The sequence below is a fragment of the Lacticaseibacillus yichunensis genome, assembly GCF_003946405.1.
In the GTDB taxonomy this organism is placed as follows: domain Bacteria; phylum Bacillota; class Bacilli; order Lactobacillales; family Lactobacillaceae; genus Lacticaseibacillus; species Lacticaseibacillus yichunensis.
The window spans coordinates 68,456-94,694 of sequence record NZ_RHOG01000004.1 but is presented as its reverse complement, the minus strand read 5'-3'; the positions used below and the strand labels follow the sequence as shown (position 1 = coordinate 94,694).

26 protein-coding genes, 2 pseudogenes and 1 riboswitch are annotated in these 26,239 nt (G+C 55.5%); of the genes and pseudogenes, 27 read left to right on the top strand and 1 reads right to left on the bottom strand.

What is annotated here, in order from left to right:
- The first annotated feature begins 59 nt into the window (after window positions 1-59).
- The 9 genes from mreC (at window position 60) to thiT (ending at window position 8,257) form a co-directional block, all read left to right on the top strand.
- Entirely contained in the window at window positions 60-917 is an 858-nt protein-coding gene (gene mreC / locus EKM95_RS02555; RefSeq protein WP_125696268.1) for a rod shape-determining protein MreC, read from the top strand.
- Window position 918: 1 nt separating this feature from the next.
- On the top strand, window positions 919-1,455 hold the full coding sequence (mreD, locus tag EKM95_RS02550; protein WP_125696267.1) for a rod shape-determining protein MreD: 537 nt from the start codon (window positions 919-921) through the stop codon (window positions 1,453-1,455).
- 28 nt (window positions 1,456-1,483) lie between these two features.
- The gene (locus tag EKM95_RS02545) at window positions 1,484-2,131 is read left to right on the top strand and encodes a septum site-determining protein MinC (RefSeq protein ID WP_225423139.1); all 648 of its coding nucleotides are present in this window, start codon (window positions 1,484-1,486) and stop codon (window positions 2,129-2,131) included.
- Complete coding sequence (gene minD / locus EKM95_RS02540) at window positions 2,131-2,928, top strand: septum site-determining protein MinD (RefSeq protein WP_125696265.1); 798 nt, start codon at window positions 2,131-2,133, stop codon at window positions 2,926-2,928. Before EKM95_RS02545 ends, minD begins: the two co-directional genes overlap by 1 nt.
- A gap of 487 nt (window positions 2,929-3,415) precedes the next feature.
- The gene (locus EKM95_RS02535) at window positions 3,416-4,072 is read left to right on the top strand and encodes an amino acid ABC transporter permease (protein WP_125696264.1); all 657 of its coding nucleotides are present in this window, start codon (window positions 3,416-3,418) and stop codon (window positions 4,070-4,072) included.
- Between the two features lie 15 nt (window positions 4,073-4,087).
- Window positions 4,088-4,729 carry an amino acid ABC transporter ATP-binding protein gene (locus EKM95_RS02530; RefSeq protein WP_125696263.1) on the top strand — a complete coding sequence of 214 codons (642 nt, stop codon included), beginning with the start codon at window positions 4,088-4,090 and terminating at the stop codon, window positions 4,727-4,729.
- A complete protein-coding gene (locus EKM95_RS02525) occupies window positions 4,726-5,535 on the top strand; it encodes an amino acid ABC transporter substrate-binding protein (protein ID WP_125696262.1) in 810 nt (269 codons plus the stop codon). Before EKM95_RS02530 ends, EKM95_RS02525 begins: the two co-directional genes overlap by 4 nt.
- Window positions 5,536-5,571: 36 nt before the next feature.
- Window positions 5,572-7,002, top strand: coding sequence for a cardiolipin synthase (gene cls, locus EKM95_RS02520; RefSeq protein WP_125696261.1), 1,431 nt, complete (start codon window positions 5,572-5,574; stop codon window positions 7,000-7,002).
- Between the two features lie 497 nt (window positions 7,003-7,499).
- A riboswitch (TPP riboswitch) is annotated at window positions 7,500-7,598 on the top strand.
- A 50-nt stretch (window positions 7,599-7,648) separates the two neighbouring features.
- Window positions 7,649-8,257, top strand: a complete 609-nt coding sequence (thiT, locus tag EKM95_RS02515) for an energy-coupled thiamine transporter ThiT (RefSeq protein ID WP_125696260.1) — start codon at window positions 7,649-7,651, stop codon at window positions 8,255-8,257.
- A 114-nt stretch (window positions 8,258-8,371) separates the two neighbouring features.
- On the opposite strand, the gene EKM95_RS02510 is transcribed toward thiT, so the two are convergent.
- On the bottom strand, window positions 8,372-8,512 hold the full coding sequence (locus tag EKM95_RS02510) for a DUF4044 domain-containing protein (RefSeq protein ID WP_164510056.1): 141 nt from the start codon (window positions 8,510-8,512) through the stop codon (window positions 8,372-8,374).
- 117 nt (window positions 8,513-8,629) lie between these two features.
- Here EKM95_RS02510 and EKM95_RS02505 point away from each other — a divergent pair, with 117 nt between their 5' ends.
- From EKM95_RS02505 to EKM95_RS02425, 18 genes and pseudogenes are all read left to right on the top strand, one after another.
- Window positions 8,630-8,956, top strand: a complete 327-nt coding sequence (locus EKM95_RS02505) for a hypothetical protein (RefSeq protein ID WP_125696258.1) — start codon at window positions 8,630-8,632, stop codon at window positions 8,954-8,956.
- Window positions 8,957-9,144: 188 nt separating this feature from the next.
- The gene (mraZ, locus tag EKM95_RS02500) at window positions 9,145-9,576 is read left to right on the top strand and encodes a division/cell wall cluster transcriptional repressor MraZ (RefSeq protein ID WP_125696257.1); all 432 of its coding nucleotides are present in this window, start codon (window positions 9,145-9,147) and stop codon (window positions 9,574-9,576) included.
- Between the two features lie 2 nt (window positions 9,577-9,578).
- Window positions 9,579-10,514, top strand: coding sequence for a 16S rRNA (cytosine(1402)-N(4))-methyltransferase RsmH (gene rsmH, locus EKM95_RS02495; RefSeq protein ID WP_125696256.1), 936 nt, complete (start codon window positions 9,579-9,581; stop codon window positions 10,512-10,514).
- 17 nt (window positions 10,515-10,531) lie between these two features.
- Entirely contained in the window at window positions 10,532-10,924 is a 393-nt protein-coding gene (locus EKM95_RS02490; RefSeq protein WP_225423137.1) for a cell division protein FtsL, read from the top strand.
- Window positions 10,921-13,071 (top strand): penicillin-binding protein, encoded by a 2,151-nt coding sequence (locus tag EKM95_RS02485; protein WP_125696255.1) that lies wholly within the window; start codon window positions 10,921-10,923, stop codon window positions 13,069-13,071. The genes EKM95_RS02490 and EKM95_RS02485 overlap by 4 nt, the downstream gene beginning before the upstream one ends.
- An 18-nt stretch (window positions 13,072-13,089) precedes the next feature.
- Window positions 13,090-14,055 (top strand): phospho-N-acetylmuramoyl-pentapeptide-transferase, encoded by a 966-nt coding sequence (gene mraY, locus EKM95_RS02480; protein WP_125696254.1) that lies wholly within the window; start codon window positions 13,090-13,092, stop codon window positions 14,053-14,055.
- Window positions 14,056-14,078: 23 nt separating this feature from the next.
- A complete protein-coding gene (gene murD / locus EKM95_RS02475; protein ID WP_125696253.1) occupies window positions 14,079-15,455 on the top strand; it encodes a UDP-N-acetylmuramoyl-L-alanine--D-glutamate ligase in 1,377 nt (458 codons plus the stop codon).
- 2 nt (window positions 15,456-15,457) lie between these two features.
- Window positions 15,458-16,540, top strand: a complete 1,083-nt coding sequence (gene murG / locus EKM95_RS02470) for an undecaprenyldiphospho-muramoylpentapeptide beta-N-acetylglucosaminyltransferase (RefSeq protein WP_125696277.1) — start codon at window positions 15,458-15,460, stop codon at window positions 16,538-16,540.
- Between the two features lie 43 nt (window positions 16,541-16,583).
- On the top strand, window positions 16,584-17,432 hold the full coding sequence (locus tag EKM95_RS02465; protein ID WP_125696252.1) for a cell division protein FtsQ/DivIB: 849 nt from the start codon (window positions 16,584-16,586) through the stop codon (window positions 17,430-17,432).
- A 113-nt stretch (window positions 17,433-17,545) separates the two neighbouring features.
- On the top strand, window positions 17,546-18,877 hold the full coding sequence (gene ftsA, locus EKM95_RS02460) for a cell division protein FtsA (protein ID WP_125696251.1): 1,332 nt from the start codon (window positions 17,546-17,548) through the stop codon (window positions 18,875-18,877).
- 19 nt (window positions 18,878-18,896) lie between these two features.
- Window positions 18,897-19,854 (top strand): annotated as a pseudogene (gene ftsZ, locus EKM95_RS02455) (cell division protein FtsZ); the annotation flags it as partial.
- Between the two features lie 80 nt (window positions 19,855-19,934).
- Window positions 19,935-20,132 (top strand): annotated as a pseudogene (locus EKM95_RS11965) (cell division protein FtsZ); the annotation flags it as partial.
- Between the two features lie 358 nt (window positions 20,133-20,490).
- Window positions 20,491-20,958 (top strand): cell division protein SepF, encoded by a 468-nt coding sequence (locus tag EKM95_RS02450; RefSeq protein WP_125696249.1) that lies wholly within the window; start codon window positions 20,491-20,493, stop codon window positions 20,956-20,958.
- Window positions 20,959-21,002: 44 nt separating this feature from the next.
- On the top strand, window positions 21,003-21,290 hold the full coding sequence (locus EKM95_RS02445; RefSeq protein WP_164510055.1) for a YggT family protein: 288 nt from the start codon (window positions 21,003-21,005) through the stop codon (window positions 21,288-21,290).
- A 9-nt stretch (window positions 21,291-21,299) separates the two neighbouring features.
- Entirely contained in the window at window positions 21,300-22,079 is a 780-nt protein-coding gene (locus tag EKM95_RS02440) for a YlmH family RNA-binding protein (RefSeq protein ID WP_125696248.1), read from the top strand.
- Between the two features lie 36 nt (window positions 22,080-22,115).
- On the top strand, window positions 22,116-22,904 hold the full coding sequence (locus EKM95_RS02435) for a DivIVA domain-containing protein (protein WP_125696247.1): 789 nt from the start codon (window positions 22,116-22,118) through the stop codon (window positions 22,902-22,904).
- A 318-nt stretch (window positions 22,905-23,222) separates the two neighbouring features.
- Window positions 23,223-26,006 (top strand): isoleucine--tRNA ligase, encoded by a 2,784-nt coding sequence (ileS, locus tag EKM95_RS02430; RefSeq protein ID WP_125696246.1) that lies wholly within the window; start codon window positions 23,223-23,225, stop codon window positions 26,004-26,006.
- A 1-nt stretch (window position 26,007) separates the two neighbouring features.
- Window positions 26,008-26,220 (top strand): cold shock domain-containing protein, encoded by a 213-nt coding sequence (locus tag EKM95_RS02425; protein WP_125696275.1) that lies wholly within the window; start codon window positions 26,008-26,010, stop codon window positions 26,218-26,220.
- Window positions 26,221-26,239: the final 19 nt, after the last annotated feature.

Here is a 26,239-nt window from a genome sequence, read left to right as displayed (position 1 = left end):
ACCTGACGTTTTGGCCGGCCTTCTTTTGTCTGTGATCGCGCACGTGGCAGGAGGCTCGCATGCAGAAGTTTTTCTCAAATAAAAAATTGATCGTGCTGATGGTCGCGCTGCTGGTGAGCCTGGGGCTGATCTTCACCTCGGTCGGGGTGCGCAATAACAAAAGCACGCCGCCGTTCATTCAACAGATTGGCAACGATGCAGTGGGCATTGGCGCGCGCATTATTGAGGCGCCGGCGAATTGGATCAAAAACGGCCTCGATGATGTCGATGATCTGATGTCGACTTATCAGGAGAACCGCAAGCTCAAGGGTCAACTGGAAGACCTGGCCCAGACCAAAGTCCGCAACCAGACCTTGACTCGTGAAAACAAGGCGCTCAAGGCACAGCTGAAGCTGACCGGGACCTTGACGGATTACACGGAGATCACCGCCAGTGTCATGCTGCGGTCGCCGGATGACTGGCGCAATATCGTCGTGATCAACAAGGGCAGTGGCGCGGGCATCGAAAAGAACATGCCGGTGATGTCAGGCTCCGGGGTGGTCGGCCAAGTGATCGAGGTCAACAAGACCAACGCTAAGGTCGAAATGCTGTCCACGGATAACAAATCGGCCAACCGTTTTGCGGCGCAGATCTCGACCGGCAGCGACTTGGTCAATGGCATCATCACCGGCTACGATGAGCAGTCGGGGATGTTGATCATGGGCCAAATCAACACGGATAAGGACATCAAAAAAGGTCAGCAGGTGATCACCAGCGGCCTGGGTGGGGCCACGCCGAAGGGTCTTTTGATCGGCACCGTCGCCTCAGTCAAAAAGGATGATTACGGCCTCGCCAATTCCGTCTATTTGAAACCGGCGGCCGACTTGAACGACCTGTCCGTGGTGACGGTGATCGATCGCACCATTGAGGGGGAGTGACATGCAGCAGGATAAAGTGTTTACCGGCCATGGCAGGGTCGCGCTGCTCCTGTTTGTGGTGCTGCTTCTTGACGGGGTGCTCAGTCAGACGTTCGGCCAGTGGTTCATGCGGCCCGGATTCACCGCGGTGCCACAACTCACTTTGATCACCCTGATCGAGTTGGCGTTGTTGCTGCCGGTCGAAAAATACACCGTGCCGATCGCGGCCGTCACCGGGCTGATCTATGATAGTTTTTATACTGGCTTACTCGGGGTCAACGCGCTGCTTTGGCCGCTGTTGATCTATTGCGTGGTGCAGGCGCGCCCGGCGATTCCACGCAAATTTCTGATGATCTTTTTCATCACGGTGATCACGTTGACGGTGTACTCATTGGCCAATTATGTGATCAATTTATTTTTAGGCTACGGCACCAGCAACATGGTCTACCTGCTTGCGCGGCATCTTGGTCCCAGTCTGCTGATGAACGCGGGACTGTTTTTCATCAGCTATTTGCCTTTGCGCCGAATATTGCTAAACTTAAAAGAGAGTATGCATTAACAATAATGGGGGTGGCACCTTGGATGCGGTGACATTAAAGGGACGCAAGGCGGGATTTGAACTGCAGCTGGCTGACGGCGCGGGCATTGCGGAGATCTGTGTGGCGCTGACGACGCTGTTGACAAAACTTGCGGCGGATACGCCAGAGGGCAACGTCGATTTCATGCTTGAGACCGGCGACCGCCAGCTCAATGAGGCGCAGCAAAGTGAGATTCAGCAGGTCTTCGCCCAATTTCCGCGGTTTGCGGTGCGTTCGGTGCATGCCAATGTGGCGGCCATTGCCCCGTTGAAATCGCAATTGTTGGCCCACACCATTCACTTGGTCGGCGGCATTCTACGCTCCGGCCAGGTCATCGAGATGCAGGGGGATGTGCTGTTCGTCGGTAGCCTGCACACCGGAGCGACACTTAAGGCGTCCGGCAGTATTTTCGTCATGGGCGACGTGGCAGGGCTCTTGATCGCCGGTTCAAATGGCGACCAGGATGCGGTGATCACGGGCAACATCAAGTCCGCCGGTCAGATTCGCATCGCCGACACCGTCGAGATCATTGAGAAAAATGATTACGACGTGAACACCCTCAGCTACATTAATGACCTACATATCCTCTCGCATGGCAAGCTTGCCGACCTTGAGAAGTTGCGGCCAAAATTATTCCGGAAACTGGAGGACTTTTAATGGCACAGGCATTTGTAGTGACATCAGGGAAGGGCGGCGTCGGCAAAACGACGACCAGCGCGAACATCGGCACGGCCCTGGCCTTAGCGGGGAAAAAAGTCTGCTTGATGGATCTGGACATCGGCTTGCGTAATTTGGATGTGGTCCTTGGCTTATCCAATCGCATCATTTACGACATTGTGGATGTGACGACCGGCCGCGCAAAACTACATCAGGCGCTGATCAAAGACAAGCGCTTTGATGACCGTCTGTACATGTTGCCGGCCGCCCAAAACGCGGAAAAGGATGCGCTGGAGCCGGAGCAAGTGAAGGCGATCGTCGATCAGTTGCGCGACGAGTTCGACTACATCATTTTGGATTCGCCAGCCGGCATCGAGCAAGGCTTCCGCAATGCGGTCGAAGGGGCAGATGGCGCAATCGTCGTCACAACCCCGGGAATCTCGGCTGTTTCGGATGCCGATCGCGTTGTGGGCTTGCTCGAACAGCGCGATATGGTCACGGCACCGCGCCTGGTGATCAACCGCATTCGCCAACACATGATGGCAGATGGGCGGTCGATGGATGTGGATGAAATCACGAAACATCTGGGGATCGATCTTCTTGGCATCATTGTGGACGACGATTCCGTCATCGCGACCTCGAACAAGGGAGAGACGGTCGTAATGGATCCGGATGACCTCGCAAGTCAGGGGTATCGCAATATTGCACGCCGCTTGATGGGCGAAAGTGTCCCGCTGCTGAGCCTTGAACAGAAGAAACCAGGATTTTGGTCGCGTTTATTTCACAGACAGGGTTGACAAGTCTCATTTGAGCGACTAGTATTCTAATCAATCTTTAAAAACGTTGAGTGGAAATGTTATGTGGCGACGATGCAAGCGAATCCGGAATGGTGCGAGCCGGATGATCTCGCGCATAACTCACATCCACGAGTGCTCGGCTGAAATTTAGTAGGCCTTGCCGGTTGGGCTCGTTATCGCCGTGGTTGAAAAACGACACGAGGCGTTGGTGGTGACATCTGCGCAAGTGAGAGGTGGAACCGCGGCATTCAAGTCGCCCTCTTGTAGCAGTAGCTGCAGGAGGGCGACTTTTTTTGTTCCAGGGTGCGAAGCAGGGCCCTCAAGACTGAGCTTCTCCTCGCCGCTCGTTTTTCAACCACATGAGGCGCAGTCGGTGACGGCTACGCGAAGTGAGGTGGTACCACGCAGACGCGTCCTCTCGGTGAAAACTGAGGGGGCGCGTTTTGCGTCCTCGCAAGATGATGAAAAAACTATTGGAGGCAGCGTTATGACATATGTATTGCAGATCTTACCGGCATTATTATCTGGGGTCCAAATGACCTTGAGTGTCTTCTTTCTCACGCTGATCGGTGCAATTCCGCTCGGCATGCTCGTTTCGGTGGGCTTGATGCATAAGGCCAAAACGATCTTTGGCACGCTGGGTCATGCGTTGCTTGAAGGCTACGTTTGGCTGTTTCGCGGCACGCCACTGCTGCTGCAGCTGATCTTCGTCTTTTACGGCCTGCCGCTGATCGGCATCGTCTTTCCGCGGTTCAACGCCGCCTTGTTCGCCTTCATTTTGAACTATGCGGCGTATTTCGCCGAGATCTATCGCGGCGGCTTTGGGGCTGTTGAGGAGGGGCAATTCGAAGCGGCGACCGTGCTGAACATGACCCGCTGGCAGAGCCTGCGTTACGTGGTCATTCCCCAAGTACTGAAGATCGTGTTGCCGTCAATGGGCAACGAAGTGATCAACTTGGTCAAGGATTCAAGTTTGGTCTATGTGATCGGGCTGGGCGATCTTCTGCGCGCCGGGGAAGTCGCGACCGCGCGCGATGTGACACTGGTGCCGCTGGCCTTGGTCGGGGTCGTGTACCTCGTGATGACCTTGGTCTTGACCTTCCTGCAGCGTCGCGTTGAAAAATCATTTTCCTATTACAAATAAGTTGGGGGCAAAAATATGTTAGAGATCAAAAATATCAGCAAAAGCTTTAATGGCAAAAAAGTCCTCGACAACATCAGCTTGACCATTGATGACCAAAAGACATTGGCAATCGTCGGCCCCAGTGGTGCTGGCAAAACCACCTTGCTTCGCATCATCGCCGGCCTGACCGAAGCCGACAGCGGTGAGTTCATCTGGAACGGTCAGCCGACCACCCCAGCGCAGTTACGCAAAGACGGCGTGATCGGGGTTGTTTTCCAAGGCTTCGAATTGTTCCCGAACCTGACCGTCCTGAAAAATATCACGCTTGCGCCAGTCTTGCAGGGCCAGAGCCAGGCCGAAGCGGATAAAGCCGCGATGCAACTACTCGATGAATTGGCCTTGCCGGAACAAGCCAACGCCTATCCATTTTCCCTGTCCGGCGGCCAAAAACAGCGCGTGGCGATCGCTCGTGCACTGGCGCTCAATCCTCAGATCTTGCTTTACGATGAGCCGACCTCTGCGCTTGATCCAAACCTCCGCCAATCCGTGGCCAATCTGGTCAAGTCGGTGCAGCAAAACGGCATGACCCAGGTCGTTGTCACGCATGATATGGACTTCGCCGAAAGCGTTGCGGACACGACCTTCAAGGTGCAACAGATCGGCGGCGATGACGAATGAAGAAAAAAATTCTTGCATTGATTTTTCTTTTCACCGCCTTTTTGACCGTGACCGGCTGTGCCCGGCTACAAAGCAGTGACTCCTGGCCGCGCATCGAAAAGGAGAAAACGGTGGTCGTTGGCCTTGATGACAGTTTTGTGCCGATGGGGTTCCGTGAAAAAAGTGGGGCGCTGGCCGGTTTTGACATCGATCTGGCTCGTGCGGTCTTCAAACTTTACGGCGTGAAGGTGAGCTTTCAGCCGATCGATTGGTCGATGAAGGAAACGGAACTGCGCAACCAGACCATCGATCTCATCTGGAATGGCTATTCAGTCACACCAGAGCGTAAAAAACAGGTCGCATTCACCGCGCCATACCTGGAAAATCACCAGGTGCTGGTGACCATGACCAAGTACAACGTCAACGGCTTCAAGGGCATGACCGGCAAGACGCTCGGCGTTCAAACAGGCTCAAGCGGCGCGTCTGCGCTTGATCAAAACCCGAAACTTTTAAAGCAGTACATTGATAAACAGACCCCTGTTTTGTATGATACTTTTAATGAGGCATTCTTGGACCTGAGTGCCGGCCGGATTCAGGGCATCTTTATGGATGAAGTGTATGCGCGTTATTACATCGCCCACCAAAAGGACCCCAAGGCCTATCAGGTCTATGAGGACAAAGGCTTTGGCTATGAGAATTTTGCCGTCGGGCTCCGGAAGTCGGATGTGACCTTGAAGAACAAGATCAATGCCGGGTTCAAGACACTGGAGAAAAATGGTACCATGGCGAAGCTCAAGGCTAAGTGGTTCGGCAACGACGCAAAATAGCGCTGGCTGGCCGCCGCATTGAAAGGGGACGTCAAGATGGTCGTTGGCACGGTGATCACCATTATCATTGTTTTGAACGCGGCGATCGCCATCGTCACGGTCTTTCGTCAGCCGCGTGATATTGCGGCGATCTGGGCCTGGCTATTGGTGTTATTACTGTTGCCGGTGCTCGGCTTCGTGCTGTATTACCTGTTTGGCCGTAAGCTTTCGACCAATAAGTTGAATGCGCTGGCTACCCAGCAGCGACTCGGCATCGATCAAATGGTCGCCGCCCAGCAGGATGCGATCGACGAGACGGACGCGCCACTGGGCCAAGACTTGGGTAGCGGGGCGGAGCTGGTCCGCACGTTATTGAAAACAGATGGCGCCCTCATCACAACGATGAATGACGTCCAGCTCGTCACCGAGCGCGAAGACTTCGACCGCCTGTTGTTTGCGGATATCGCCAGCGCTACCGATCACATTCATCTTGAAGCGTATACCATTCAACCCGATCAAGTCGGCCTCGCGCTGCGGGACCTGCTGGTGACCAAGGCCAAGGCCGGGGTGCGCGTGCGGCTGGTCTACGATACCTTTGGCTCACACCGCTTGCGGCCGAAGTTCTGGCAGCCGCTTCGTGATGCCGGTGGGTTGGTCGAACCCTTCATTGCGACGAAGTTTGGTCGCGTCAATCCGCGTATCAATTTTCGCAATCACCGCAAGCTGACGATCATCGATGGCCGTGTTGGGTACATGGGCGGCTTTGATATCGGGGCCTCCAAGCGCCACCTCGCAATCAAGCGCGACAGTCAGCTCCGCATCACAGGGCAGGCTGTGGCGACCCTGCAGGCGCGGTTCTTCATGGACTGGAACACGACGGCCAAAGTCAAAAAGGTCCATTTTCAAAAGAGCTATTTTCCAGATGCACCCGACACTGGGCGCACCACGATGCAGATCGTTTCTGGCGGGCCGGATCAAAATGTGGAAGCCATCAAATTGGGCTATCTACGTTTGATTGCGCTAGCCAAGAAGCGAATCTGGATCGAGACGCCGTATTTTGTGCCCGATGATAGTTTGCTGGATGCCTTGGCGGTTGCGGCCGGCAGTGGGGTGGATGTGCGGGTGATGGTGCCCGCTTCCAGCAACATCCCGCTGATGACCAAAGCGACGAAGTTTTATCTGGCGCGTATGGCTAAAAATGGGGCGAAGACGTTTCTTTATCAAGAGGGGTTTTTGCACAGCAAGACGATCGTGGTTGATGACCGGTTCTTGTCCACAGGCACCGCGAACCTCGACAGTCGCAGCTTCAAGTTGAACTTTGAGATCGCTGCTTTTATTTATGACCCAGCGCTGGTCAAGGAAGCAGCCGCGCTGTTTGAAGAAGATATGAACCACGCGATTCGTTACACCCGTCAAATGGCTGAAAGCAAGTCCCGCCTCGCCACACTGGACGAGGAATTGTCCAGGCTGTTGGCACCAATCATGTAGTGCCTTTATAATGGAAGAAAAAATTCGCCAGCGCGGGTCCATGGAGGCTGTTCTCCAGGACTGGCGCCGGTTTTGACGTTTTTTGGCGTGGTGAAATGCGCGCTGTGGTTGCATGACACGAAATGCTGAGCTACCTCACCATCTCGCGGGCATACGCACCTTAGTTGGGCTACGCGGGGCAGGGGCGGGACATCTAAGCCATCAGCCATACGAGGCAAAGAACGCCTCATACGTCTGATGGACTTAGCTGCCCGCCCCTAGACGCCCCGCTTCGCACCCTTTTTCAGTTGGGCTACGCGGGGCAGGTCTGAGGCATCTCTGAGGCAGCTAACTGGGTCCGGCACTCGGGGCTAAATGCGGCCCCAGGCACCAGCCCCTATTAGCTGCTCAGACCTAAACGCCTCGCGCCGCTCCCTTTCCCTCGAGTGGTCGCGCTTGCATTTTGGCTTGTTCGTGCTAAACTATATCGTGTCCAACAAGAAAATTAAATATGATACCCGTCACAAAGGGGGAGCCATTGGCTGAGAGTGAGGGAAACCTCAGACCCTTCGAACCTGTTCGTTAATACGAGCGTAGGAATTTGTGATCGTCGAGTGATCGACCTTCTTTGTGCCCCGGGTTCATTGACACAAAGGAGGTTTTTTGCATGGACAAACGTAAGGAAGATCTTGTGATTTTGGTTGAAGTCGCGGTGATTGCCGCGCTGGCAATGGCGCTGGAGTATATTCCACATCAATTGGGCGTCTCATCGATTCAGATCAGTTACGGCGTCGTGCCACTGGTGGTCTTGGCTTTGCGGCGCGGCGTCTGGCCAGGGCTTTCAGCTGGGCTTGTGTGGGGGCTTTTGGATCTGTTTCTGAAGGGCCTCGCAGATGGTGAGGTGCTTAATCTGACTCAGGGCTTGCTGGAATATCCAGTTGCCTTTACCGTGGTCGGTTTTGCCGGCTTGATGATGCCTGCGTTTCAAAAAGCACTTCGCGATGGCCGGCAGACTGTCGCGACTGTCTACGCACTGGCGGCCATTGCTATTGGGGCAGGGCTGAAGTACTTCGCCCACTTTGTTGCGGGGGTGATCTTCTGGGGCTCTTACGCACCAAAAGGCATTGGGGCTTGGATGTGGTCGTTGATCGTCAATGGTGGCTCGTTCGTCGTCAGCACGGCGCTGGCGATCGTTGTGATCGGCGCGCTGATCGTGATGGCCAAGCAGCTCTTCTTGCCGAAGACGACCCAGTCGCTGGGCAGTGTTCATAATTAAGTTGACCAGGATCTCGGCTTCGCCGCGCAGCGGCGGAGCCGGGTTTTTTTGTGCAAAAATTGGCTCCATTGACGCAAAAAAAGCGCGTCCCCTCAACGGAGACGCGCCCTGTACTTAGCTGTTGTATTGCATAATTAGAATCACGCCGTAGATCACCGCGCTGAGCACGGTCACGATCAGCATGGCCCAAGCGGCGATATGTGTGACATACCAGAACTTGGAGCGTGGCTCTTTTTTCTTGGTTTTCTCTGCCACTCCAGTCACCACCTTTAATTTGTTTACTGACACATGATACCTTTTTCACGCGCCGCCTTCAAGGTGAGAGTGGTTTTATTCGAGTTGGTGCGGTATCTTGTTCTTGGAGGTCTCAATATGCTGGTTGTTGCTTACGCGGTCCCACTGGTGATGTTGGTGGTGCTGGGCGGCCTGGTGCTACGGTCGCACTATTCACATAATTTCTTCTATTTTCTTGCCATTTTGCTGGACCTGATCGCGATTGGCGTGATCACCGCTGGCAAGGCGCCGAACTATCTCTTCGTGGTCCTGTTTTGCGCCGTCCTGGTGGCGCTCTTGGTGGTATGCCTCCTGCTGGTGCGCGATGGAGATCTACTTTTCACCACCTATTGGGCGTGGTTGGCTCGGCTCCTCGCCGCGGCCGCCACGATCTGGTGGGTCTGTGCGATTCTCCTCACAATCTAGGGACAGCTCCCCACCTTGGCACCACTTGACAACGACCCCTGAATCCCGCGTGGATTCAGGGGTCTTTTTGTTACGGTTGGGATCCTAATGGCGAGTTCAGAAAAGTCAACCCATTTTTTTGAGATGTGGTGGTGGAGAGTGGGGGATTGTGGTAGACTGAACTTATCATCGAAAAGGGGGTGAAGTCCATGCTCATGGGTGAGTTCCATCATAGTCTCGACGCGAAAGGCCGCCTGATCATTCCGGCAAAATTTCGCGATGAGCTTAATCCAACATTCGTGTTGACCCGGGGCATGGACGGCTGCTTGTTCGGCTACCCCCTCAGCGAGTGGGAAAAGCTTCAAGAAAAGCTGGCCGCGTTGCCGTTGACGAAAAAAGACGCGCGGACGTTCACCCGTTTTCTTTATTCCGCCGCCACTGAATGCGAACTGGATCGCCAAGGCCGTGTCAATATTCCCAAAAGCTTGATCGGCCATGCCGGTATCGAGAAGGAATGTGTGCTGGTCGGGGTCTCCAATCGAATCGAAGTATGGAGCGCCGAGCGTTGGCAGGATTTTGCCGACAAAGCGGAAGAGAACTTTGATGATATCTCCGAAAATCTAATGGACTTTGGGTTATAACAATGGCTGAATTCACACACGAAACGGTGATGCTAAAGGAAGCCACCGAAATGCTCAATGTCTCAGCAAGTGGGACATACATAGATGCAACACTTGGACGCGGGGGCCACACCCGCCGCATCCTCAATCAGTTGACCACCGGCCAGCTGTACGCGTTTGACCAAGACCAGGCCGCCATCGATGCGGTCATGGCCGACATGAAACCATTTCCTGCTAACTTGCATTTGTTGCACCGCAATTTTCGGGAGCTGCAAAGTGGGCTGGCAGAAGAAGGGGTCACCAAGGTCGATGGGGTGCTTTATGACCTCGGCGTTTCGTCACCGCAATTTGATGACAGCACCCGCGGTTTTTCCTACCGCCTCGACGCGCCCTTGGACATGCGGATGGATCAGCGCCAAGCACTGACCGCCCGCGTGGTGATCAACGACTGGCCGTTCAACGACCTGGTGCGAATTTTCAATCGCTATGGCGAAGAAAAGTTTGCCAAATCGATTGCCCGCCAGATCGAACGTGCACGCGCGGAAAAGCCGATCGAGACCACCTTCGAATTGGTGGAACTGATCAAGGCTGGTATTCCGGCCAAGGCGCGCCGCACGGGTGGCCATCCCGCCAAACGTGTATTCCAGGCGGTCCGCATCGCCGTTAACGACGAGCTCGGGGCGCTGGAGGACTCGTTGACCCAGGCCCTTGACCTTCTTGATCAAGGCGGCCGCATCAGCGTGATCACCTTCCAGTCACTGGAAGATCGGCTGGTCAAGACGATGTTCAAAGAAAAAACGACCGTGCAGGATATTCCCCACGGCCTACCTGTCATCCCAGATGACGCCAAACCGGCATTTCGCTTGGTGACGCGCAAGCCAATTGAGCCTAGCGCTGCAGAGCTTGCCCGCAACCACCGCGCGCACAGCGCAAAACTGCGAGTGATCGAAAAATTGTAAGAAAAGGGTTGAACGTGATGCTCGATAACACAGCAAGACAATTAGATGCAGCAGAGCCGCTGCGCACAGCGCCAGTTGTGGCGCCAACGCCCACTGCGGCGCCGGCCCCGGCGGCTGCCCCTGCGCCAAAACATATCGCGTTCGCCCCGCTTGAACGGCTTTTGACTGTGCTCTGCGGCCTCGCTGTTGTCGCGTTTTGCCTGATGTATCTCGGAACGCAGAATTCGTTAGCGGCCACCAATCGCACCTATCAGGATCTGCAGTCTCAGATCAGCAGTCAAAACCAGCAGATCGATGATTATAAACAGACGGTCGGGGAGCTTTCCAACTCGGATCGGCTCGCCAACTTCGCCAAAGCGCACGGCTTGACCGTGATCAATGGCAACATCAAGCGAGTGACTGACAAATGACAAAAAACAAGACGAAGCGACTGACACGCACCCGCCATCCTGAGCGCAACCGCAGAAGATTTGGCATTCTGCTGTTGGGCATCACGCTTTTGGCACTTGGGGTGTTTGTCATTCGTTTTTTTTATATCTCAACAGGCGGCAAGGTGGATTCCGCGAACTTAGCCAAGGAACGCGCCAAGCAATACACGACCTCGCAAACGCTCAAGGCGAAGCGTGGGACCATTTACGCCAGCGACGGCACCATCATCGCCGAGGATGCCAGTACTTATAAGATCTACGCGGCCCTCAATCACACTTACGTCGATGGCGATAAGAAAAATTATGTCGTCGACAAGGACAAGACCGCGACGGTGCTGGCCAAATATTTGGCGATGAGTAAGGCTGCGATTCTAAAAGTGCTCGATCAACCGGGCCTCGATCAAGTCGAATTTGGGACCGCTGGGGCGAATCTGTCCTTGGCCCTCAAGCAACAGATCGAAAAGGAAAAATTGCCGGGAATCGGCTTCTATGATTCGCCGTCCCGGCTTTATCCGAATGGTGTTTTCGCCAGTCACGTGGTGGGCCTTGGCCAAGCCACGAGCAGTGATACGAATAAACAGCTCACCGGGGTGATGGGGCTGGAGAAGTCCTTCAACAACATCCTGAAGGGCACCAATGGTTGGCGGCGCACGCAAACGGACACCTATGGTTATGAATTGCCGCAAGCCAAGGTCAAAGCTAAGGCGGCAGTCGATGGGGGAAGCGTCACCACGACCCTCGATGCCGGCATGCAGAGTTATCTTGAGACCTTGATGACCAGTGTTCAAAACAAATATCAGCCCAAAACCATGACGGCCGTTCTCATGAATGCGAAGACTGGGGCCATTTTGGCTGCCTCGCAGCGACCAACGTTTGACCCAAGCACGGGGTCTGGGCTGTCGAGCATGTGGCGCGATATTCTCGTTGAAGACGGCTACGAACCCGGCTCAGTCATGAAGATCTTTACTATGGCTGCCGCAATCGAAAGTGGCACCTATCACCCAAACGAGCTCTATAAGTCCGGTTCGGTGACGGTCCAGGGCAGCAAGATCTCCGACTGGCAACTTGGCGGCTGGGGCAACATTCCGCTGAGTCAGGCCTTTCCGCGGTCCAGTAACGTCGGGATGGTCAAAATTGAGCAGGAAATGGGCGCCACCACCTGGAATACTTATTTGCAAAAATTTGGCTTTGCCCAAAAGACGGGCATTCCGTTGCCAGGCGAAACAGCTGGCAATTACGCGGTGAAGACGCCGCTGGAACAGGCGATCACCTCGTTTGGCCAAGGCATCGATGTCAATGCGCTGCAGATGATGCAGGGTGTTACGGCAATCGCCAATAAAGGCACGATGATCCAGCCGCGCATCGTGTCGAAAACCGTCAGTCCACAGGGCAAGACCACGACGTATGATCGCACCGTTTTGGGGCAACCCATTAGCAGCGAGACCGCCAGCGAAGTGATCGACCTGATGCGCCAAGTTGTCACCGCCGATTATGGGACTGGCGGCGCATACAAGATGCCTGGCGTCGACCTTGCCATCAAAACAGGGACCGCGCAGATCGCGTCGCCTAAGGGTGGGTATCTGACTGGGACCAACAATTATATTTTTAGCGTGATGGGCCTAGCGCCTGCCAGCGATCCGAAGTATGAACTCTACATCACCATGAAGCAGCCGCAGAAAATGACGGCGGCCGCCGAAACTATTTTGGCCAGCATATTCAAGCCGATGATGACTCGGGCCTTGGCGCTGGATGATAACAGCACCACGACTACCAGTGGGAAAACAGTGTCCGTCAAGGCGGTCACGAACGATAGCCTGACCGCGGCGCAAAAGGTGCTTGCGGATCAACAACTGAAGGTCGCACTGGTCGGGACTGGCAACCGGGTCGTGCAACAATTGCCCGCAGCTGGCTCACAGGCCTTGGCTGGGGCGCGCGTGATTCTGCTGACGAACGGCGCCATGACCATGCCGGATGTTTCTGGTTGGTCCAAGAGTGATGTGTTAAAATTGGCTCAATTGACTGGCAAAAAATTCAACTTGAGCGGCGACGGGTACGCGGCGCACCAAAGCCTGGCCAAAGGTAGTTTACTGACCGACGATGCCGTCACCGTGACGTTCAAGAACCAATAGTCTGGGGAGAAAAAAGAGATGCAGCTTGCACAAATGTTGATTCCGATGGTGGCGGCGTTCGCCCTGACCGTGATCGTTTTGCCACTGTTCATCGGCTATATGCGGATGAAAAAAGAAGGCCAGACCATTCGTGAAGAGGGCCCGAGCTGGCATGAAAAAAAGACCGGCACCCCAACGATGGGCGGCCTAGTCTTTATCGGCGCCATTATCATCGCCGCGATCGGCTGTGGCATCTGGCAACACGCCTTGACCCTGTCCATGTGGGTCAGCCTGTTCATTCTGGTGCTGTATGGCGCGCTGGGCTTCGCGGATGATTTTATCAGCGTCTCCCTGAAGCGCAATCTCGGGCTGCGCGCCTGGCAAAAATTGTTGGGCCAAGTGATTGGGGCCGTGGTCTTCGTGATCGCCTATCTCCACGACGGCTTTGCGCATAGTCTCTACATTCCGTTTCTGGGTAACCTCAATGTGACCTGGCTGTTTGTCGTCTTTGCGATCGTGTGGCTGGTCGGCTTTTCCAATGCGGTCAATCTGACCGATGGACTCGACGGCTTGGTAGCCGGGCTGGCGATGATCAGTTTCGGCGCCTATGCCGTGATCGCCGCGCATGATCAGCGCACCGATGTCTTGGTCCTGTGCTTGACCGTGGTTGGCGCGATGATCGGTTTCATGCTTTACAATCACAAGCCTGCCCAGATCTTCATGGGCGATGTCGGCTCGCTTGCGTTGGGCGGCATGCTCGCGGCGATCGCGATCTTGCTAGACCGCTCCTGGTCGCTGCTTTTGATCGGCTTTGTCTACGCCGCCGAAACGGCCAGCGTCATGCTCCAAGTGGCAAGCTTCAAATTGTTCCATCGGCGCATTTTCAAGATGGCGCCGATTCATCACCATTTTGAAATGCTCGGCTGGTCCGAATGGCAAGTCGACCTCGTGTTCTGGCTGGTCGGCTTGCTCGCAGCCGGTCTGTATCTCCTATTGTTTTTGTAAAATAAAAAGAAGGAAGCATCGCCATGTTAGACATCACGTCGTATCAGAATAAAAAAGTCCTTGTGCTCGGTCTGGCCAAAAGTGGGGTCAACGCCGCCCGTTTGCTCTACAAACTGGGGGCGCTGGTCACCGTCAATGACAAGAAGGAATTCGATAACAACAAGGACGCTCAGGAACTCTTGGCAGACGGCATCAAAGTGATCACCGGCAGCCATCCAGTGGCCCTGCTCGATGAGAACTTTGAGCTGATGGTCAAAAATCCTGGCATTCCTTATTCCAATCCGATGGTGAAACGCGCACAGGAGCTCAACATTCCAATCATCACGGAACCGGAGCTTGCGTATCAAGTCTCAAACAGTGAATGGATCGGCATTACTGGCTCAAATGGGAAAACGACGACCACCACACTGATCGGCCTGATGCTCAACGAAGATAAAGATCGTCGCGGCACCGCCTATGATGCAGGGAATATCGGCATCCCGGCAACCGCGGTGGCGCAAAAAGCTGGCGCGGACGATACGATCGTGGCGGAGCTGTCCAGTTTTCAATTGTGCGGGATCCAGACCCTGCACCCACATATCGCGGTACTGACCAACATCTATGAGGCTCATCTGGACTGGCATGGCAATCGTGAAAATTACGTCAACGCGAAGATGCGTCTGACGATGAATCAAACGGCGGACGACTATTTTGTCATGAACTGGGACCTGCCCGAAATGCACGAGTTGGCCAAACGTAGCAAGGCGACCATCGTCCCATTTTCCCGCCAAGGCGCGGCCGGGGCGCAGGCGGTCCTGACTGAGGATGGCTATTTGAGCTATGCCGGCGACAAGATCATGAAGGCCGACGCCATGCAGATCCCGGGCGTGCACAACATCGAAAATGCGCTGGCCGCGATCGCGGTGGCGAAGCTCGAAGGCGTCAGCGATGAGGCGATCGTCGCAGTCCTTCAGCGCTTCACAGGCGTTAAGCACCGCATCCAATACGTGCAGACGGTCAATGGCCGCAAGTTTTACAACGACAGCAAGGCCACGAATGTCGAAGCGGCCAGCGTCGCCATTCAAGCCTTCCACGACCCGATCGTGCTGCTTTGCGGCGGCCTCGATCGCCATTTGCCGATGACCGACTTGGTGCCTTTGGTGAAAAAACATGTCCGCGCGCTGGTCACATTCGGTGAGACCGCGGCACAGATGAATGAAGTCGCGAAGGCGGCGGGCGTGCCATTCACGCAGACCACTGACCTGAAAACGGCGGTGCCGCTGGCCTATCAAGCCAGCCAGCCAGGGGACATTGTGCTGCTTTCCCCGGCCAACGCGAGCTGGGATCAGTTCCCAACCTTTGAGGTGCGCGGCGACGTCTTCATCGACGCGGTCCAGCAATTGGCAGAAAGCGAGGCATGACCATGCGACTTGTTGTTTCCGGCGGCGGCACCGGCGGCCATATTTACCCGGCGCTTGCGCTGATCGATCAGCTGAAAAAAGAAGGCAAGCTCGACGCGGTTTTGTACGTTGGCACGCATCGCGGCCTTGAAAGTCGCATCGTGCCAGACGCGGGCATTCCGTTTCAGGCGATCGAGCTGCAGGGTTTTAAGCGGAGCCTGTCGTTATCAAACTTCAAAACGATTCAGATGTTTTTAAGCAGCGTCGGCAAGGCCAAAAAGGTGCTGGCGGATTTCAGGCCTGATGTCGTGGTCGGTACCGGCGGCTATGTCGCAGGCGGGGTGTTGTTTGCGGCGACGCAGATGCATATTCCCACGGTCGTTCATGAATCCAATTCGGTGGCCGGCCTCACCAACAAATTTTTGAGTCACTTTGTGGACAAGGTCGGCATCGCATTTCCTGAAGTGGCCGCCGCCTTTCCTGCAAAAAAAGTGGTGATGGTCGGCAATCCGCGTGCCCAGCAGGTGGCGGGTCTGCAGCCAAATGATCGGCTGGCCGAATTTGAGCTGGATCCGAAGCGCCGGACACTGCTGATCTTTGGTGGCTCCCGCGGGGCACCGGCAATCAACCGGGCGGCCTTGGCGAGTGTTGAGGCGTTTGGCGACAGTGATTTTCAGACGCTGTTTGTCACCGGACGCGCCCATTACGATGCCGTGATGGCAGAAGTCGGCACGCTGCCGGCCAATTTTAAGATTGCGCCCTACATCGATGACATGCCGGCGATCTTACCGGATGTCGCCTTGGTTGTGTCGCGCAGCGGGGCCACCAGTTTGGCGGAGCTGACCGCGCTGGGCATTCCCTCGGTGCTGATTCCCAGCCCCAATGTCACGCATGACCATCAAACGGTCAACGCCCAAAGCATGGCGGACGCCGGGGCGGCGGTGCTCTTGACAGAACCGGAATTGCCGGCGAAGTTCACCCAAACGATCACCGCCTTGCTGGCCGATGACGGCCGACTCAACGCAATGGCTAAGGCAGCCGCCAAACTCGGTGTGCCAGATGCCACGGACCGTCTGATCGCCGTTCTCGAAGATGTGATCAAATAGCAATAGTCTAACTAGGCACCCGCTGGCAAAGGAGGCGAATCCGATGGGGTTGTTCAAGCAAAAAAAAGAAGAAGCACCGCAGGATCCGCTGACGCCTTGGGAGGCCTATCAGGCACGGCAGGCAAAGGCCAAAGCCAAGCCAAAGCAGGCCCCGCGTCTTGACCTGCCACAAGTCACTGAGATTCGAAAGCATCACCGGGCACGAAACTTGATTTTGTTGTTGACCCCGCTGGTGCTTTTGCTGGCCTTGTTTGGCTATCTGATGTCGCCGCTGGCAAAAGTCGGTCAGCTTTCCGTTCAAGGAGAGATCACCGTGCCGGCCCAAACGATCATCGACGACTCACACCTAAGCGCCGATGACCTGATCGTGGCGCTCATGGCAGGGCGCACCGATGCAACGAGTCGGCTCAAACAGAGATTGCCGCAGATCAAAACGGTCCGGCTGTCAGTGGCCAATTTCAACCAAGTGACGATTCATGTGAAAGAGTATCAGCCAGTTGGTTATCTTTTGACCAAAGGCAAGTACCATGTCTTGCTGGAAAGTGGCAAAGTTGTTGCGGCTGGGACGGACACGCCGACCAATAATTACCCAGTGTTCACGGACTTCAAGGCCAGCGAGTTGAAATCGATTGCGGCCAAGATCGCCGCGTTTCCGGCGGCGGTGCGCCATGCCGTGTCCGAAGTGAAGGCCACGCGCGGGGCGGCGAACCCGTACCAGATCACGCTGACCATGACGGATGGCAACACGGTGGTCGCCGATTCGCGCACGGTTGCGAAGCGAATCAAGTACTATCCCAGCATCATTGCGCAGGTCAAAACCACCGGTACGGTTGACCTAGAAGTAGGCGCTTTCTTCACCCCATATAAAAACGCGAAACAAAATAGTAAATAAAGTGGGAAAGCCGCCGCGCCGGGTACGCACTGTGAAACAACTGTGGTAAAATCAAACTAGCCTTTCATATTAAAAATGAAGTAATACATCTGAGACAAGGAGGTTCCGTTTCCATGGGGAATCAGGACATATACGTTGGACTTGATATCGGGACCACCTCAATAAAAGTCATTGTTGCCGAGTACGTTCAAGGTCAAATGAATATTATTGGTGTGGGGAGTCAGCGCTCAGAAGGATTGTCGCGCGGCGTGATCGTCGATATCGACAAAGCGACGGTCGCGATCAAAGCGGCGATCGCCCAGGCGGAAGAAAAAGCCAGCGTCAAGATCGAGCGTGTGATCGCCGGCATTCCTGCCAACATGCTGAAGATCGAACCGGTTTCCGGGATGATCGCAGTGGGTGATGCCAGCAAAGAGATCACGGATCAAGATGTGAAAAGTGTCGCCGCCGCGGCCTTGGTGCGGAACCTGCCACCAGAGCGCGAGAGCTTATCGCTGAGCCCGACCGAATTTATCGTCGATGGCTTTGATGATATCAAGGATCCGCGCGGCATGATCGGGGTGCGCCTCGAGATGCGCGGCATTCTTTTCACCGTGCCAAAAACTGTGCTACATAATACTAAAAAAGCAATCGAAAAAGCTGGTCTCACGGTGACCTGCGTCGTCGCCAGTCCGCTGGCCACCGCGCAAGTCGCCTTGAGCGATGGGGAGCAGGACTTCGGTACTGTGTTGATTGATGTTGGCGGCGGCCAGACCACGGCGGCTGTCATTCACGATCACAAGCTGAAGTTCACCGACGTCGATCAAGAAGGTGGCGAGTTTGTCACCAAGGATATTTCCGTGGTGCTCAATACCGGCTTCAAGGACGCGGAAAAGCTCAAACGGGATTACGGCAACGCAGACAGCTTGGCCACCACGGAGGATGAGACTTTCCCAGTGGCTGTGGTCGGCAAGACCGAACCGGTGATGATCTCCGAAAAATATTTGAGCGAGATCATCGAAGCGCGGTTGGCCCAGATCTTCAAGCGCCTGCATCAAGCCCTGCAACAGGCCAATGCGCTGGATCTGCCAGGTGGCATTGTGATCACCGGCGGCACGACCGCCATTCCGGGTATCGTTGAGCTGGCTCAGGACATTTTCGGCCGGGCCGTGAAGCGCTACATTCCAAAAGAAATGGGGCTGCGCCATCCGGCCTTTACCCAGGCGCTTGGCTTGATCAATTATGCGGCGCAGTTAACCGACATCGATATTCTTGTGTCCAGCGTGCTGCCAACGCCGAGTCTCAGCCGCCCGGAAACAAAGCAGCCGACCGCTGAAACACCGCGTCGCGCCGCCGCCAAGCCGGTCTCTAAACAGCCAACGCCGGAAACGGCAGAACCAAAGGCCGAGCCAAAAGAGAAGAAGCAATCCTGGCTGAAGGGCTTCTTCGGTAATTTCTTCGAATAAAAGTCTAGGAGGAACGACAATGGAATTCTCACTTGATTCACAAAACGACACCGGTGCGGTGATCAAAGTCATCGGGGTCGGCGGTGCTGGCGGTAACGCTGTGAACCGCATGATCTCAGAAGACGTCAAAGGCGTCGAATTCATCGCGGCCAACACCGACGTTCAGGCACTGTCCAGCTCCAAGGCGGAAACGAAGATTCAGCTCGGCCCGAAACTGACACGTGGGCTTGGCGCCGGCTCAACCCCGGAGATCGGGCAAAAGGCTGCCGAGGAAAGCGAAGAAGCGATTCAGGATGCCCTGCAAGGCGCTGACATGATCTTTGTCACCTGTGGCATGGGCGGCGGCACCGGCACTGGCGCTGCGCCAGTTGTCGCAAAGATCGCCAAAGACATGGGCGCGTTGACCGTTGGCGTTGTGACCCGGCCGTTCACATTTGAAGGCCCGAAACGTGCAAAAAATGCGCTTGAAGGGATCTCCCAGCTCAAGGAGCATGTGGACACCTTGGTCATCATCGCGAACAATCGCCTGCTTGAGATCGTCGACAAGAAGACCCCAATGCTCGAAGCCTTCCATGCGGCCGACAACGTGCTCCGTCAAGGGGTGCAGGGGATCTCTGATCTGATCACCAGCCCTGGCTATGTCAACTTGGATTTCGCGGATGTGAAGACCGTCATGGCCAATCAGGGTTCCGCGTTGATGGGCATCGGTTCTGCCACCGGCGAAAACCGGACGGAAGAGGCGACCAAGAAGGCAATCTCCAGCCCATTGCTGGAAGTTTCCATCGATGGCGCCAAGAACGTCCTGCTCAACATTACCGGCGGCCCAGACCTGTCCTTATATGAAGCACAAGCGGCCAGTGATATCGTGGCCCAAGCGGCAACCAACGATGTTAACATCATCTTTGGGACTTCGATCAACGAAGAGCTCGGTGATGAAGTTGTCGTCACCGTCATCGCGACCGGCATCGATGCCGATGCGTTGGCCGATGCAGACCGCAATCCACGCAAGCGCGCGGCGGCCCCGACCGATAACCATCAGGAAAGCAGCAAGCCAGCTGCCGGCAACGATGATCCGTTTGGCAACTGGGACATGCGCCGTGAGCCAAAACAAGGCGACGCCCCACAGCGCCAAACGACCCAAAACTTTGATAATGTGAAGAAGCAAGACTTCGATATCTTCGAAAGCCAACCAGAAAGTGGCGACGATGACAAAGGCGACGACCAGCCGCCATTCTTCAAACACCGCCGGCAGTGATCTACCCGCGCGTCTTCCCTAGCGGCCGCCGCCGGGGAAGACGCGATTTTTTCAAGGCTGTGAAGCCGTGCGGGAGGTTCGGACAGCTAGCCTAGGCATGGCGCTTGGCCCCGTTTTTGGGGGCCGAGCGACGTGGCGTAGCTAGCTGTGCCGAACCTGCACGGCGGAGCGCAACTAAGAAGGCTGCGTAGCGGGGCGTTCAGACTGGGATCGGTAGCCTAGGTCAAGCACTTGAGGCGTTCTTAGCCTCGAGTGCTAGACCGTAGCTAGCGACGCCCAGTCCGCCCCGCGGAGCGCAACTAAGGCTGTGAAGCCGTGCGGGATGAGCGGGTATCATACCCATCAAGGAGGTGCCCTTATGGCATTAGGTAAGATCAGCAACGCATTTTCCAAATTCTTCGCAATGGATCCCGACGAGGACGAGCCCGAAGACGAACAACCGGTTGCCCAGCAGCCCGTTGCAACTGAACAGACCGCACCACAACCTGCGGCGAAGAACTATCGTGGAAACAAGGTGGTCGCGATGAAGGAACCAACTGAAAAAACAGCCAAGATCGTCGTTTATGAGCCGCGCATCTATTCCGATGCAAAAGAGATCGGCAACCACCTGCTCAATAACAAAGCGGTCGTCGTTAATTTTGATCGCATCAAGACGGAAGAGGCGACCCGCATCGTCGATTTTCTGACGGGGACTGTTTTTGCCATCAATGGCGAGATCAAACGCGTCGGCGAAATGATCTTCCTGGTGACGCCGGCGAACTTCCAGATCGATGGGAGCTTGGCGGCCACGCTCGGCGTTGATGCCGACACCGATATGGATCTGTGATCCGCGTTTTGCGCTGAACGTGGCGTTGAAGAAAGGAGCCTGCTATGTTTCAGGTTGCGCACTGGCTATACTTAGGCCTCACCGGCGTTTTATATATTTATATGCTGATGATCGCAGTGGAAGCATTGCTGTCATGGTTCCCCGGCGCACAGGACAGTTTTGTTGGGCGATGGGTCGGTAAACTCGTGGATCCGTATGTGGATCTGTTTCGCCGCTTCATTCCACCGATCTTCGGCCTGGATCTGGCCCCTGTCGTCGGGTTCTTCCTGCTGGTGTTGGTTCGCGAACTGATCGATGTGCTTTACATGAATCTTGCGATCCACCTGGTCTGAGGCGAAAAGATGGATAACATTTATCAGCATTTTCGCAAAGAAGAAGCCCCGCTTATCGATCATTTGGCGGAACAGATCGCCATTGCCGCAACGGAATATCGGCCTGTGTTGACCGATTTTCTGGATCCACGCCAGCGGTATATTGCGCGAACCTTGATCGGCGGGCAAAGCGATGTGGAGGGCCATGAATTTGGCGGGTATCCCGATGCGGAGCGCGCACGGTTGCTGCTGGCGCCGAGCTACTTTGAGCCCTTGCCAGCCGATTTCAACATTGCGCTTTTGACGATCAAGTATCCGGAAAAATTCGCCGAGATGCATCATTCACAGGTGCTCGGTACGCTGGTCAATGCCGGTGTGGCGCGCGAAGTCTTCGGCGACATCATCACAGATGGTCAGACCTGGCAGGTGTTTGCGACGCAGACCATGCAAGATTGGCTGGTGGATAATGTCACGAAGATCGGCCGCATCGGCGTTCGATTGGTGCCAACCGACCTTGACGCGCGCATCATTCCGCGTAATGATTGGGAGGAAGCGCCGCAGCTGTTGGCCTCATTGCGGCTCGACAACGTGGTCGCACATGTGTTCAATATCTCGCGCAACCGCGCAAAAACGCTGATCGAAGGGGACAAGGTGCGGCTCAATTTTGCCGAAACGGATCGCCCAGATCTGGTGATCGGGTCACATGACCTCGTGTCGGTGCGTGGGTTTGGCCGCCTGCGGATCCGCGAGCTGACCGGCACGACGCAAAAAGGCAAGCTGCGTGTGATGCTTGACGTGATTCATAAATAACTGGGGTGCACCTGAGCGGGTGCGAGGAGGAAAATGATGGCACTGACACCATTAGACATTCACAACAAAGAATTCAATGTCCGTTTTCACGGCTATGATCAAGACCAGGTCAATGATTTTCTCAGCCAGATCATCAAAGACTACACGGCGGTGATCAAGGACAAGGAAGACCTGCAAAAGCAGCTGGCCGATTCCCAGGAAAAGGTCAAGTACTTCACCGATCTGAAAGACGCCTTGAACCAAAGTATCCTGGTTGCCCAGGAAGCGGCGGACAAGGTCAAGAAAAATGCGGACGAAGAGGCCAATCTGATTCAGCAAAAGGCCGAGAAGAATGCAGGCGACTTGCTGACTGAAGCGACGGACAAGTCCAATAAGATCTTGGGCGACGCCGCCGATAAGCGCAAGGTCATTTCCGTGCAGACGGAAGACCTCAAGCGCCAAACGCGCGTGTTCCGTCAGCGGCTTCAGGTGATGCTCGAATCCCAGCTTGAAGTGGTCAAGAGCCCGGAATGGAAAGAGCTCCTGTCATCCTCAAGTGAAGCCATCGACGATCTGGATCCGGCCCAACCTGCCGCAGCGGTTGACAATGCCCCTGTAGAATCGGTAAACTCAGAAGCGGCTGGTGAAGTCTTCGATAGCTACAACCAAGTGATCTTTCCAGAAGATGAACCGGCCCCGGCACCGGATGACACCCCAGTCGACGATCAGCCGATCGAGGAGCTGACGCCAAGCGAAGCCGCGCCTGTCAGTGATGACACCGCGGCCGACGCGTCTGCCGAAGCCAGCGATTCAGAGACCGAGTCAACTAACGAAACCAACGAATGACGGACACGCGCTTGCTGTTTCACCTGCGAGAAAGCGAGCTGGGAGCTGATGAAAGCCCAGCCGCAGCGACAGTAAGTATCAGTCCCGACACTGTTTTGCACCGGCCGACCCCGTTATCCGTCCATAAGGCAGACAGTTTGTCTGCAAAATTAGGTGGTACCACGACCAGCTCGTCCTATGTCAGGGGCGGGCTTTTTTTATTGGCGGGGAGCCACCTGGCGGCATTTTCGCCACACCGCCATTTGAAAGCGTCGTGCGCCGAGTCTCAGCGACCGCCATTCGTTTTGTCCACGTTATCAAAATTCCTAGGAGGAGCATATGAAAGTCAAAGACACATTGAACCTTGGCCAGACCGATTTTAAAATGCGCGCCGGCCTGCCGACCAAGGAGCCAGTCATGCAACAAGGCTGGGAGGAAAACGGCCTGTACCAGCAGCGCCAAAAGCTCAACGAAGGCAAGCCGACGTTTATTCTTCATGACGGGCCGCCATTTGCGAACGGCAATATCCATATGGGCCACGCGTTGAACAAGATCTCTAAGGATATCATCGTGCGCTACAAGAGCATGAACGGATTCCGCGCGCCATATGTACCTGGCTGGGATACCCACGGCCTGCCGATCGAACAGCAACTGGCCAAGCAGGGTGTTCACCGCAAGGAAATGGCGCTGGACGAGTACCGCGAGCTTTGCCGTCAGTTTGCCATGAAGGAGATCAATAAGCAACGCACCGATTTCAAGCGGCTCGGCGTGCTCGGCGACTGGGACCATCCGTACATCACTTTGCAGCCGGAATTTGAGGCGCAGGAGATTCGCACGTTCGGTAAAATGGCGGAACAGGGGTATATCTATCATGGCCTGAAACCCGTTTACTGGTCCTGGAGCTCCGAGTCCACGCTGGCCGAAGCCGAGATCGAATACCACGATGTGAAGTCGCCCTCGATCTATGTGGCCTTTAAGGTCAAGGACGGCAAGGGCATCGTCGACACCGATACCAGCTTCATCATCTGGACCACCACCCCGTGGACCATTCCCGCCAACCAGGGCATCGCAGTCAACCCGCGTTTTGAATACGCCCAGGTCCTCGCAGACGGCAAGAAATACGTCGTCGCAAGCGAGCGTCTCGATGTTGTGAAAAAAGAGCTCGGCTGGCAAGAAGTCGAGGTGCTCAAGACATTTTCCGGTAAGGACATGGATCGCATGGTCGGCGAGCACCCGCTTTACGGCCGCGACAGTCTCGTGATCTTGGGTGATCATGTCACGCTGGATTCGGGGACTGGCCTGGTCCACACCGCACCGGGGCATGGTGAAGATGACTACAAGGCTGGCTTAGCTTACAAGTTGCCAGTTGTGTCTGTCGTGGACGAAAAAGGCTTCATGACCGAGGATGCGCCTGGCTTCACCGGTGTTTTCTACGACAAAGCTAATCCGATGGTCACCAAAGCCTTGGAAGAAAAGGGCGCATTGCTCAAGCTTTCCTTCTTCACCCATAGCTACCCGCATGACTGGCGGACGAAAAAGCCAGTGATCTTCCGCGCTACGACGCAATGGTTTGCTTCAGTCGATGCCTTCCGCAAACAGATTCTTGACGCGATCGACACCGTGTCCTTCACGCCGGAATGGGGCAAAACGCGTCTGTACAACATGATTCGCGACCGCGGCGACTGGGTCATTTCGCGCCAGCGTGCCTGGGGCCTGCCGCTGCCGATCTTCTATGCCGAAGACGGCACCGCAATCTTGGAAAAAGCCACCATCGATCATGTTGCGGAGCTGTTTGCCGAATACGGCTCGATCGTGTGGTCCCAGCGCGAGGCCAAGGATCTTCTCCCGGACGGGTACACCAACGAACATTCCCCGCACGGTCAGTTCACCAAGGAAACGGATATCATGGATGTCTGGTTTGACTCTGGCTCCAGCTGGGCCGGTGTGCTTGAAGCGCGGCCGGAGTTGAGTTATCCCGCCGACCTCTACCTGGAAGGCTCCGATCAGTACCGCGGCTGGTTCAACTCCAGTCTCATCACCAGCGTGGCCAACCACGGCGTTGCCCCGTATAAGCAGATCCTGTCCCAGGGCTTCACGCTGGATGGCGACGGCCGCAAGATGAGTAAGTCGCTGGGCAACACCATCGTGCCGGATACTGTTGAAAAACAATTTGGCGCTGAGATCATCCGGCTGTGGGTCTCGACCGTGGACTCAAGCTCCGATGTGCGCGTGTCACTGGATAGTTTTTCCCAGACCAGTGAGGCTTATCGGAAAATTCGTAACACGCTGCGGTTCATGATCGCCAACACCGATGACTTTGATCCGGCGACCAACAGTGTGGCCTATGACCAGCTCGGCCGCGTCGATCAATACCTGACCGTGCGCTTGAACCAGGTGATCAAGCAGGCGAAGGCCGCGTATGACAAGTACGACTTCGCGACCGTCGAAAAAACGATCTCCAGCTTCCTGGTCAACGACCTCTCTGCCTTTTATCTGGATTTCGCCAAGGACGTTGTCTACATTGAAGGCAAAAATGATCTGAAGCGGCGCCGGATGCAGACGGTGATGTACCAGGCACTGCTCAGTCTCGTGCAGCTTCTGACACCGATCTTGCCGCACACCGCCGAGGAAATCTGGCCTTACCTGAAGCGCTCTGAAGCCTATGCAACGCTGTCCGAAATGCCAACTGCCCAGGACTTTCCTGGTCAAGCCGAACTGCTCACCCAGTGGGACGGCTTCATGAAGTTTCGCGCCAACGTGCAAAAGACGCTGGAAATGGCCCGCGATGCCAAAGTGATCGGCAAATCACTTGAAGCTGCCATCACGGTCTACCCAACGGCTGGTCTCACACAATTGCTTGAAGGCCTTGATGCAAACATCATGCAGCTTTTGATCACCAGCGGGTTTGAGATTGCCGGCGAGAAGGCCGAGGCGCCAGCCGATGCTACCGTCTTCGATGATGTCGCGATCGTGGTGGCCCACGCAACAGGCGAGGTCTGCCCGCGTTGCCGGATGACGCGCGAAGATGTTGGCACCGACAGCCGCTTTCCGCAGTTGTGCGCGCGCTGTGCCGCTATTGTTGCGGCGAACTACCCAGACGCACTCAGCGAGGGGCTTGAATAAGATGCGGGGCCACGTGAAGAACTTCAACACGGATCATGGCTACGGCTTCATCGAGGCGGAAGGCCAACCCGACATTTTTGTTCATTTCTCGGCGATCAATGAACGGGGCTTTAAGTCTCTGACACCGGGCCAGCTCGTCGATTTTGTGATCGTCGAAGGCCCGCGGGGACCGCAAGCCGCGAACGTCACCGTCGTCCGCGACGAAAACGACTAACGCAGTCAACCTATCGTAT

What these genes read in the sequence shown, in the direction of transcription:
- mreC (WP_125696268.1), top strand. Translation starts at nt 60, where the DNA reads ATGCAGAAGTTTTTCTCAAATAAAAAATTGATCGTGCTGATGGTCGCG.
- mreD (WP_125696267.1), top strand. Translation starts at nt 919, where the DNA reads ATGCAGCAGGATAAAGTGTTTACCGGCCATGGCAGGGTCGCGCTGCTC.
- minD (WP_125696265.1), top strand. Translation starts at nt 2,131, where the DNA reads ATGGCACAGGCATTTGTAGTGACATCAGGGAAGGGCGGCGTCGGCAAA.
- EKM95_RS02535 (WP_125696264.1), top strand. Translation starts at nt 3,416, where the DNA reads ATGACATATGTATTGCAGATCTTACCGGCATTATTATCTGGGGTCCAA.
- EKM95_RS02530 (WP_125696263.1), top strand. Translation starts at nt 4,088, where the DNA reads ATGTTAGAGATCAAAAATATCAGCAAAAGCTTTAATGGCAAAAAAGTC.
- EKM95_RS02525 (WP_125696262.1), top strand. Translation starts at nt 4,726, where the DNA reads ATGAAGAAAAAAATTCTTGCATTGATTTTTCTTTTCACCGCCTTTTTG.
- cls (WP_125696261.1), top strand. Translation starts at nt 5,572, where the DNA reads ATGGTCGTTGGCACGGTGATCACCATTATCATTGTTTTGAACGCGGCG.
- thiT (WP_125696260.1), top strand. Translation starts at nt 7,649, where the DNA reads ATGGACAAACGTAAGGAAGATCTTGTGATTTTGGTTGAAGTCGCGGTG.
- EKM95_RS02505 (WP_125696258.1), top strand. Translation starts at nt 8,630, where the DNA reads ATGCTGGTTGTTGCTTACGCGGTCCCACTGGTGATGTTGGTGGTGCTG.
- mraZ (WP_125696257.1), top strand. Translation starts at nt 9,145, where the DNA reads ATGCTCATGGGTGAGTTCCATCATAGTCTCGACGCGAAAGGCCGCCTG.
- rsmH (WP_125696256.1), top strand. Translation starts at nt 9,579, where the DNA reads ATGGCTGAATTCACACACGAAACGGTGATGCTAAAGGAAGCCACCGAA.
- EKM95_RS02490 (WP_225423137.1), top strand. Translation starts at nt 10,532, where the DNA reads ATGCTCGATAACACAGCAAGACAATTAGATGCAGCAGAGCCGCTGCGC.
- EKM95_RS02485 (WP_125696255.1), top strand. Translation starts at nt 10,921, where the DNA reads ATGACAAAAAACAAGACGAAGCGACTGACACGCACCCGCCATCCTGAG.
- mraY (WP_125696254.1), top strand. Translation starts at nt 13,090, where the DNA reads ATGCAGCTTGCACAAATGTTGATTCCGATGGTGGCGGCGTTCGCCCTG.
- murD (WP_125696253.1), top strand. Translation starts at nt 14,079, where the DNA reads ATGTTAGACATCACGTCGTATCAGAATAAAAAAGTCCTTGTGCTCGGT.
- murG (WP_125696277.1), top strand. Translation starts at nt 15,458, where the DNA reads ATGCGACTTGTTGTTTCCGGCGGCGGCACCGGCGGCCATATTTACCCG.
- EKM95_RS02465 (WP_125696252.1), top strand. Translation starts at nt 16,584, where the DNA reads ATGGGGTTGTTCAAGCAAAAAAAAGAAGAAGCACCGCAGGATCCGCTG.
- ftsA (WP_125696251.1), top strand. Translation starts at nt 17,546, where the DNA reads ATGGGGAATCAGGACATATACGTTGGACTTGATATCGGGACCACCTCA.
- EKM95_RS02450 (WP_125696249.1), top strand. Translation starts at nt 20,491, where the DNA reads ATGGCATTAGGTAAGATCAGCAACGCATTTTCCAAATTCTTCGCAATG.
- EKM95_RS02445 (WP_164510055.1), top strand. Translation starts at nt 21,003, where the DNA reads ATGTTTCAGGTTGCGCACTGGCTATACTTAGGCCTCACCGGCGTTTTA.
- EKM95_RS02440 (WP_125696248.1), top strand. Translation starts at nt 21,300, where the DNA reads ATGGATAACATTTATCAGCATTTTCGCAAAGAAGAAGCCCCGCTTATC.
- EKM95_RS02435 (WP_125696247.1), top strand. Translation starts at nt 22,116, where the DNA reads ATGGCACTGACACCATTAGACATTCACAACAAAGAATTCAATGTCCGT.
- ileS (WP_125696246.1), top strand. Translation starts at nt 23,223, where the DNA reads ATGAAAGTCAAAGACACATTGAACCTTGGCCAGACCGATTTTAAAATG.
- EKM95_RS02425 (WP_125696275.1), top strand. Translation starts at nt 26,008, where the DNA reads ATGCGGGGCCACGTGAAGAACTTCAACACGGATCATGGCTACGGCTTC.